The 9760-nt window shown below is 67.2% G+C and carries 6 protein-coding genes; all 6 read right to left on the bottom strand.

Annotated features, from left to right (window positions below; genetic code table 11):
• Positions 1 to 299 precede the first annotated feature (299 nt).
• A complete protein-coding gene (locus IEZ19_RS48310; RefSeq protein WP_189317726.1) occupies positions 300 to 2627 on the bottom strand; it encodes a hydantoinase B/oxoprolinase family protein in 2328 nt (775 codons plus the stop codon).
• A gap of 11 nt (positions 2628 to 2638) precedes the next feature.
• Entirely contained in the window at positions 2639 to 4741 is a 2103-nt protein-coding gene (locus IEZ19_RS48305) for a hydantoinase/oxoprolinase family protein (protein ID WP_189317725.1), read from the bottom strand.
• 23 nt (positions 4742 to 4764) lie between these two features.
• Complete coding sequence (locus IEZ19_RS48300) at positions 4765 to 6396, bottom strand: FAD-dependent monooxygenase (RefSeq protein ID WP_189317724.1); 1632 nt, start codon at positions 6394 to 6396, stop codon at positions 4765 to 4767.
• Positions 6393 to 7199, bottom strand: a complete 807-nt coding sequence (locus tag IEZ19_RS48295) for an alpha/beta fold hydrolase (RefSeq protein WP_229841692.1) — start codon at positions 7197 to 7199, stop codon at positions 6393 to 6395. The genes IEZ19_RS48300 and IEZ19_RS48295 overlap by 4 nt, the downstream gene beginning before the upstream one ends.
• An 88-nt stretch (positions 7200 to 7287) precedes the next feature.
• Positions 7288 to 7650, bottom strand: a complete 363-nt coding sequence (locus IEZ19_RS48290; protein WP_189317723.1) for an MFS transporter — start codon at positions 7648 to 7650, stop codon at positions 7288 to 7290.
• A gap of 300 nt (positions 7651 to 7950) precedes the next feature.
• Complete coding sequence (locus IEZ19_RS48285; RefSeq protein ID WP_189317722.1) at positions 7951 to 9324, bottom strand: FAD-binding oxidoreductase; 1374 nt, start codon at positions 9322 to 9324, stop codon at positions 7951 to 7953.
• Positions 9325 to 9760: the final 436 nt, after the last annotated feature.

Raw genomic sequence — 9760 nt, 5'->3', positions numbered from 1 at the left:
CGAACCACAGCAACACAGTTCATAGCCGCACATTCGTTTCATTTGACTTGACAGCTACCGCAATGCGGATTCCCTCACCTTAGCCATAGAGCCATGATAGGTCCGGCGCGATGTGCGGAGTGACTGGCACGATGTCGTCCGGACTGTGCGATCGGTCAGTCCGGGTTGATGCTGAGTGCACAGTGCACCGTTCGCTGCACCACCCAAGACTGACCGTGGTCGCCACCTGTCACCGGTGGTGTCCTGGTGCCGTCCCCCTCGCAGCCGCGTCGGCGACGACGGTCAGGCAGGGCGTGGTTTCATCCCCCCCACCTCCGGTATTCGTCGGAGGGCAGGGGGTGGTCAACTGGGACGACGCGGGAGTTGACCGTAGTCAGGCACCCCGGGCAGAACAACTGACGGAAGACAACTTCCGCGTCGACGTAGACTGATGGATCGTGCCAAATGTGCGGGCCGGCTTGGGTTGGGGGCGAATCACGGCGGGCCAACGCCGCGACGAAAGCGCCATCGGCCAGTGGTCCGATTTCGGTCATGCAGTGCACACACACGACCGTCCTGCCTTCCGGTGACTCCATGAAGGCGAGATTGTCGTCGAGCCGGTGGGCGCCGTTCAGGTCCGGCGTGCTGATGGGCACGAGGCCCGTGGCGAGCAGGCCCGCATCCGTCGCCCGCCCTTGCCGCAGCATCCAGCGAGTCTCCTCGGTCGCGGCCACGTCCACTCGGGTGTCCTCCTGGAGGACCACGCCGTAGACGTCCTTCGCCGCCTGGGGCGAAATGCGCGCTTGCAGTACGTCGTCGCATACCCTCTCGGCCGGGCGGAGCAAGGGGTCACCGTATCCTCCGCCCGCCTGCCAGTGCAGGTAAAGCGCGTCACCGGGCCCGAGGTTCGACTCCCCCTCACAGGGGAGCACCTCGATGTCGCCACCGATGTCGTCCAGCCCGGAGGGAATCGCTGTCGCCCCGACAAGCTGAGGTACGTCGATGCCGCGCATCACGAGGTCGAGCTGGGAATTGCCCGGGTAACCTCCGGCCAGGCCGACGTTCTGGTTCGCGGCTTTGCCCGTGCCGGAGATGACCAGTGACATCGTCCCGGTCTGGTCCGGATGCTGTACGTAGCAGACTGAGCCGCTCATCCCGCCCCTCTGCCGACCCGGCCCACCGGAGTCGGTCTGCTCGCGTCGCCACAGGGCGACCAGAGGGTAGAGGTACTCGGTCATCTCGACGTCGGGTGCCCGCGCGGAGGGAATGATGAGCCGTCCGCCGGTGTCGACGCCGTCGTGATGCACCTGGGCTCCGTAGCCGCCGGCCATGACGTCGAAGATGGGCGACACGAAGCCCTTGCTGCCGCCTCCGCGGACGTCGACGCCGGACACCACACAGAGGTCGGTGGTGCCGTTGCAGATCGACTGCACATCGTCGCGGTGGTCGGGTTCGGCGTCCAGCATCTTGGCGATTACCTCGGCGACCAGGTTGCCCGATCCCCACGCCGGGCCGAATGGCCCCTTCCCCACGGCTGCCGGGAACGAGGCGTTGGTGATGGTGTCCTCGTCCGTGATGATCTCGAAGCAGCGCATGAGCCCGCCTGCCGCCCAAGGAATGTCCCCGGCCAGCAGGGGCAGCATCGTGAAGACGATCCCGGCCCGCAGCCCCGGGTAGGGGCAGTTGATGATGCCGGTCTGCCCGGCTGTTCCCCGGAAGTCGAAGACCAGCCGGTCGGCTTCCTTGGTCATCGCGACCTTGATGGCGTGCAGGTCGCGGTCACCGGTCTGCGACTGCTCCTGGTATCCGACCGCGGTCCAGGTCCCGTCGGGCAGGGTCTTCAGCTTGGCCCGCAGCCGGCGTTCGGCATCGTCCATCATCCGGCGCATCACGGCCTTGACGGTGTCGGCACCGTACTTGTCGATGAGCCGGAGGATCTGCTCCGCCGCGTTCTTGTTCGCGGCAATCTTGGCACGCAGGTCAAGCCCCACCATATGGGGAAGCCGCGACCTGCGGACCCAGGCGTCAGCCACGTCGCGCTGCAGCACCCCGCCCCGGACCACCTTCATGGGCGGCGTAGGCACCGCCTCACCAAACACGTCCTGGGCCGACGGGCTGAAGGAGCCCGGCCGCGGCCCACCGAGGTCGACCTGGTGGGCGATGGCCGTTGTCCAACCGAACAGCTTGCCCTCGTGGAAGATCGGAGCGAGCACCGCAGCGTCGTTCTGGTGCAGCCCGCCCCCGATCCACGGGTCGTTGCAGAGGAACATGTCGCCCTCGGCGATGCCCGGGTTGTCACTGCGGTTGCGCAGTGTCCAGACGATGGCCAGATCCATGGACCCGATCAGGCCCACGTTGTAGGCGCCGACCTGGACCTGCTCGCCGAGTTCGTCACAGATGGAGAAGTTGAAGTCGTTGGACTCGGTGACGACGTGCGAGCCAGACATCCGCCGCAGCGTCTCCCCCATCTCCTGGGTGATGGCCCACAGGCGATGCCGGACGACTTCATAGGTCAAGGCGTTGACCTGGTCCGCCTGTTCGTCATCGATCTGGTGCAGCGGCAGGGTGGGCGAGATCTGCCGCAGCAGTTCCTCGCGCGGAATGGGCCGGCTGGTGAACTCGTCCGCTCCAGGGATCTTCGATGTCATGGAAGCTGTCCTCACTGGTAACTCAACACGAGGTTGCCGAGACGGTCGACACGGCCGGTCACACCGGCAGGAACCACCACCACCGTGGTCGGCACATCGACGATCGCCGGTCCGGTGATCTCGTGCCCCGCGCGCAGCCGGGCGTAGTCGTAGACGGGGGTAGGCACGAAGCCAGTCTGCGAGTCGAGGCAGACATGGCGCTCGTGGAGCAGTGCCTCGGCGGGGTCGGCGCCGGCGGCCTGCGCGACATCCGGCAGGATGACGGGGAAGTCGAGGCTGGCCCTGGCTCGCGCACGGTAGGTGATCGCCTGCACGCCGGCTTCGCGGTAGCCGGCCCCTGACCCGTTTATGCGCTCGTACTGTTCCTCGAAACGCTCCAGAATCTCGTCCCCGGTGCGTTCAGTGAACTCACCGTCCGGAATGGTGGTCGCAAGCTCGTTGACCTGCATCGAATAGCGCAGGTCGACCTCACGCTGCATGGTCACGTCCTGGAACTTCACCTTCTGCCGGTCAAGCGCACGCTGCAGATCGGCTTCAAGCCGGGCGTAGTGGGACTCCAGCACCGTGTGCTCGACCGGGAAGGACGAGGGATCGGAGAGCTCAGCGCTCAGGACGATGTCCGAGGCCGCGAGCCCGTAGGCCGAGAAGGCGGAGGCGACGGGGCCGAGCGGAACGACGACCTCGCTCACTCCCAGGTCCTGGCAGTATCCGGCGCAGTGGGCTGGTCCGGCACCGCCGAAGGCGTATGCAACGAAGTCACGGGGGTCGTAGCCGGCCTGCACGACGGCCCGGCGCAGAAGGTCTCCCGCTTGCGCGTTCTGCACCTCGTGGATGGCAATGGCGGCTTCTTCGACGGTGAGGCCGAGCGGTTCGGCCACGTGTTCGCGAATCGCCTCGCGCGCCAGGTCCATCCTGAGAGGCTTCCTGCCTCCGAGCAGCCCGTGGGGGCTGAGGATGCCGAGGACCAGGTTGGCGTCGGTGTTGGTGGGACGGGTGCCGCCGTTGCCGTAGCAGGCGGGCCCGGGGACGGCCTCTGCGCTCTGTGGGCCCAGCCGCAGATTGCCGCCGGAGTCCACGGAAGCGAGCGCCCCGCCACCGGAACCGATCGTGTGCACACGGATGGTCGCCGCGTTGATCGGGAACTGGTTCACGATGGAACCAGGCGCCATCACCGGCTCCCCGTCGACGATCAGCCCCGCCAGGAACGTCGTCCCGCCGACATCGGTGGTGATGACGTTGCGGTGCCCCAACTGCTCTGCCATGCGCATCCCGCCGATGACACCACCGGACAGGACGGACCCGACCGTGGTGATGGCGTGTTCCGGTGCCCGGTCGGCCGTGATGGTCCCGCCCTCGCTCTGCATGACCAGCAGCGGTCCCTTGAGCCCGCCCTCCTCCAACTGCTCCTGCAGCGGGGTCAGGTACATGCGCAGCCGCGGCCCGATCTGCGCGTTCATGATCGTTGTGGAGGTCCGCGAGAACTCGCGGATGCGTGGGCTGACCTCCGAGGAGAGAGTGACGTACATGTCCGGCGCGATCTCGTGAATCAGCTCTCGGACGCGCTGCTCGTGGACCCCGTTCTTGAACGACCACAGCAGACAGACGGCGATCGCCTCGACGCCCTGGTCCACGAGGGACTGCGCGACGCTGCGCACCTCGTCCTCGTCCAGCGGGACCAATACCTTTCCCGCGTGGTCGATCCGCTCGGTGACCTCCAGCGCGCGATGCTTGGGAAGCAACGGCGTGGGTTTGCGCTGCCGGAGAGTGTCCTGGATCTCATGGGCGGCCCGCCCGAGAGTGCGGCCCTCGGCGTTCATGATGTAGATCGCGTCTCGGTGGCCCTTGGTGGCGATGAGCCCCACATCGGCCACCTGGCCCTGGACCAGAGCGTTGATCGACGCGGTCGTGCCGTGGGCGATGTAGTCGGTCTGCGAGAGCAGTTCGCCGACGCCGATGCCCAGTTCACCGGCGATGTCCTCGATCGCCCGCATGACGCCGACCTCGCGGTGCGGCGGGGTCGTTGGTGTCTTGGCCGAGACGATACGGCCGGCACCGTCCGAGGCGACGGCGTCGGTGAACGTACCGCCCACGTCGATGCCCAGTGCGTATGACATGTGCCTTCTCCTGGTCGGTCTTTCTACTGCTTGTGGGCAACAAGGCGCCCGGTGACTGTGTGCAGGAGCTCCCCTGGTGCGACGTCCGTCTCTCCCATCCAGGCGATGTGCTGGTCGGGACGCACGAGGAGGAGTGCAGCGGGATAGCGTTCGGGCCACCGCCCAGGCAGGTCAACGACGGTGAGGGGGATCCCTCTCTCACGCGCGGCGTTGACCCAGGGCTCCACGTCGACACCGCGGTCGGTCCGCAGCAGGGTGAAGTCGGGCCCAAGTACGTCCAGTACCGACCGGTCGTCGTCGAGCCACGCGTGCGGCAGCCGGAATCCCGCCTGGGCCCGCTCCTGGAATGCGCCCATGCTCATGACGGCCTGCTGCTCGCCCCCGACCACCAGCGGTGAGCTCGCGTAGTGGTAACCGAAGCTGAAGCCGTCAGGCGAGTATCGTTGCGGCTCCGTCGTCGCGAGCCGACGGGCGAACTCTGCACGGGCCTGTTCACCCTCGGGGCCGGGCAGGTGGATGTCAGGCGAAGGGTCAGCGAGGGATGCACGCGCTGCCGAGCCCACGGCACTGGCGAACTGCTCTCCTACTGGCTTGCGTTCCTTCTCGTACGCGGTCAACAGGTCCGGGGGCGCCCACCCGTGGTGAACCGCTGCCAGCATCCAGCCCAGCGTTGCCGCGTCCTGGATTCCGGCGTTCATGCCGAAGCCTCCCACGGGGATCCAGATGTGAGCCGCGTCTCCGGCCAGGAACACCCGACCGTCGTGGTACCGCTCGGCCACCAGCTGACGGCCGGTCCACCGCACCACGCCGAGGACCTCGTGCTCGACCTCTGCGCCCACGGCCTCCGCCAGGAGCAGTTCGGGATCCTCGTGGTCGGTGTCGTGGTCAGGCGGGAAGGCGACGTGATTGAGCCACAGCTCGTCCCCGTCAATGGCAATCAGGGACGCGAGACGTCGTCCGTAGGTCCAGTACGTCCAGGCCGGGTCACGCGCGGCGAGGCGCCCGAGCTCGGGCGAGCGCACGAATGTCGAGACGAACTTCTGAATCGCGTCTACACCTTGGTAGCGGATCCCGCACTGGCGGCGGACAGTGCTGTGGGCTCCGTCGCAGCCAACCACGTAGGCGCACCGGAGGACTCGAGTGGTGCCGTCGGAGTCCACAACCGCCTCAACATGGTCGTCGTGCTGCCGCAGCTCGAGCAGCCGCGCGCCGCGCTCGATGGCCAGCCCGGGCAGCCCGCTCGCATACCGTTCCAGGACTGGTTCCAGAAACAGCTGCGAGATCCTGTGTTGCGGCTCCGGTGTGGGCCAGTGCTCGTTGCCCACACCGGTGAGCACGTCACCGGCCGACGGCAGGTCGATACGGAAGATCTCTTCGCCGAGCAGTGTCGTTCGGTATTGGATGGATGTCGGGTAGTCCTTGGGAAGCCCCGCACTCCGGATTTCGTCTGCGATCCCCAGCCGCCGGAAAATCTCCATCGACCGGGCGGACGTGGTGTTGCACCGGGGATTGACGGCCCGCTGTTCGGTCGCCTCTATGACGCGGCACGCCACGCCGCGCCGTGCGAGGTCGATGGCGAGGGTCAGGCCTGTGGGTCCGGCCCCGACAATGAGGATGTCGACCGAGTCGTCCTTGCTGATGCTTTGATGCTTCACGAGCTCAGAAACTCCTCTACCAGGGTGCAGAACTCCTCTGGCCGATCGACGTGGATCCAGTGACCGGCCCCTGACACAACCTTGAGGCGCCCGTAGGGCAGAGCGGCGGCGAGACGCTCGGAGACTTCGACCGAGGCAACTCGGTCGCACGCCCCGTGCAGGGCGAGGACCGGAGTGCGAACCGTCGACAGGTCGACGGGAGGTGGCCCGTCCGGAACATCTGTGAACATGGATCGGAAGGCCGCTTCGGCACCGGGGCGTAGGGCCTGTTCCAGCCTGAGGCGGGAGAGGGACTCGAGAAGATCGCTGTGGGCCTTCTCGTCTGCGACCAGACGGCCAAGCGTGGCACGCATGGACTTCCTGGTCGGTTGGTCGTAGAAGGGAACGACAGGAGGCAGCGGTCCGGTGCCCGCACCGCCCATGAGGACTGCGCGCTCGATCCGGTCGGGTGCTTCGGCCAGGAGGGCCAGCGCTGCTGCTCCGCCTGCGGCCGAGTTGCCGAGGAGATGCACACGCTCAAGGCCGTGGCGATCGAGCAGATGGAGGATCTGCCGGGCTCGGGCCCGCGCCCAGGCCCGCGGCCCGTGAAGCCCGCCATCGCCCGCCTCACCGACCGTGATCTGTGTGCCGAAGCCAAGCAGGTCGGGGGCGAAGCAACGGAACGTGGCCGAGAACCTCGTATACACCGTGGCCCAATTGCTCATGGCGTCAACGCCCGGACCACCGCCGTGGAGCAGGACGAGGGCAGAGTCCCGCCCGGCGCTCGCGCTCGGCAGGGCAGCCTCATTCGATACGGCCGACACGCTCAACCACCTCCTGTACTGGTTGCACGTTACGCATCTTGAATTGCCCGATAATCACAAGTTCTGAGCCGCCGCCTGCGTGCGACCATCACCCATTAACCGGCAGGGGACCAAAAAATTCACCGGTGCGACCGAAGTCCTGGGACACGGACGCACACCGCATGCCCAGCGAGGCCATCGGAAGGCCACTGAGGGTCAGGCCGCGACGGCCGACGCGGTCGGCGAGACGGGCAAGGAAAAGCGCCCCCAATGCCATACCCGCCGGCCCACCGCGGAGCGGAACGCCCACCCGCGATGGAGACGGGGGCCATTCACTCGTGATCGCGGGACCGATGAAACATGTCGCCGGGGTGTCGAACCCATCGAGCAGATTCATCCCGCGGCGCAGTGCGACGGCCTGGATCTCGCCGCGGCCCATGGGCGCGTTTTCGACCTGCTCAACAATGCTCATGGCACCTCGCCTCATTGCAACGCCTGACTCAGCCTTCGCGGAAGTCGATGAGCTGAAGAGGTTAAACCTGACAGTATCGGAAACTCTTTGTTCGTCTGTATGTAACGCTCACTATACAAGCCCGAGAGTGCGCTGGCTAGACCTCACCAAGAGTCCGCGGACTGGCTGCCGGCCGGCGCTCGTCCGACTTCGTGTCGACGCTGACCAGGATGTGTCGGGCCGGTGGTTCGATGGGGCGCCTACCATCGGCTGCACCGTCGTTCAGGCGCGACCGCGAAACCTGGACGGGCCTCAAAAGATTCAGGACTTGACCGGCAGGGGGGTCGCGCGGAAGACGCGGTCCGGGTCGAAGTGGCGCTTGACTGCGAGCAGCCTCTCGGTGTTCGGACCGTAGGCGTGTGCGATCTGTGCGACCTCGTCTGTTCCGAGCAGGTTGGGGTAGCCGCCCGGCAGCGCGTCGGGCTCGAGGGCGCCGGTCAGGTTGCTGGCCCACGCGCGGTGGTCCGCTGCCCGGGTGTCACCCGGTTCCCAGAGAGCGATGATTTCGACCATGAGGTGAGGGGCGCGGTTGCCGAATGCCGTCTCCGTCACGGGTACTCGTGCTGCGGCTCCGTGCAGGCTGTGCACGGATACCGCCGAGTGGGGCGAGGTCAGGGTGGAGCCTGCGAGGCGCAGCATGTCACTCACTCCCGAGGTCAGTGACGGTACGGAACGAGGGCGGATCTCGACGTGCCGGCCGAAGGGGAACTGCGCGTCGATGGCCGCGAGCATCTCGGGCATGGTGGTGGGGGCGACTTGGGAGACGAGGGGTGTGCCGAGGGTGCCGAGCCGTGCCAGCGCGCGTTCTCCCGCCGTGGCGTCGTCGCCGCTCCAGGTGGGCGAGAGGAACACCACGGGCTTGCCGTCGGGGCCAGGCAGGACGCCGAACTGCACGGTCAGTTCGTCCGGGCTCTCAGCCAGGACGTCCGACAGCCCGGCCAGCACGGTCCCGGCCTGGTCCCACGGGTACAGCACCATGCCGGACAGCAGTGTTGGCACGGCGTGCAGACGCACGCGCATCGAGGTGACGACACCGAAGTTCCCGCCGCCGCCGCGCAGTGCCCAGAACAGGTCCGGCTCCCGTTCGGCGTCGGCAGTGACGACCGAGCCGTCGGCGAGCACCACGTCAGCGGACAACAGGTTGTCCAGGGCGAGTCCGAAGCGCCCGCTGAGCGGTCCGTAGCCGCCGCCGAGTGTCAGGCCCGCCATGCCCACGGAGCCGGCGGAGCCGGTCGCCGCGGTCAGACCGAGGGGCTGCGTGGCGGCGACAAGGTCGGCGGCCGTGGCCCCTCCTGACACCTCGGCAACCTTTGCCACAGGGTCCACCGCCACCCGGCGCAGGCCGGAGAGATCAATGGTCAGGCCGCCGTCACTCAGTGCCCTTCCGGCCCAATCGTGGCCGCCGCCTCGCACCGACAGAGGTACACCGGATTCCCGCGCGGCCAGCACAGCATTCCGGACGTCAGCCGGGTCGGCGCACCGGACGATGACGCCGGGGCGGGACGACACGGCGCCGTTCCATATGCTTCGGCCGGCGTCGTAGTCCGGCCCGGTGGTGGCCACCCGTCCCGCGTTGATGGTCCGCCGCAGGGTGTCGGTGAGACGGCCGAGTTGTTGGTGTGTCGTCGAGAACATGGCACCTATCTCATGCAAATAGTGACTTGTCATTCGCGGGCCTTCATTGGCCGCTCCAGGTCGACGTCGTGGGACAGCCCGGCCGCGGCAATCCGCAACGGACGTCGCCGCACTCTGCGGCAGCGCCAGAACCAGCGGGGGCTGGCCCCTGCCCACAGTGGACCTGGACGCCCTTGCCTCGCCCAGCAGACACCTGGCGCGCGGACACGTGTGTGGCCGTGAGCCCCGCGCCCGCTCACGGCCAGGCTCGGCGGAGCGAGGACGACGTCCCTGAAACGGGTACAGTCATGTCTTGCCCCACACCGAGGGAGAACGTTCAGTCACATCATTAGATGCACCGGAGACCTCCATGTCAATACTGAACGTTCTATCTCTTTGTTTGCTAGCCTGACGGTATGAGCCCGACCCCAGAAGGCGGCAGCGCCTCCGAAGCGCG

Source organism: Streptomyces brasiliensis (genome assembly GCF_014647875.1).
Lineage (GTDB): Bacteria > Actinomycetota > Actinomycetes > Streptomycetales > Streptomycetaceae > Streptomyces > Streptomyces brasiliensis.
Note: the sequence above shows the minus strand (reverse complement) of the source record. Positions and strands in the feature narration are given on the sequence as shown.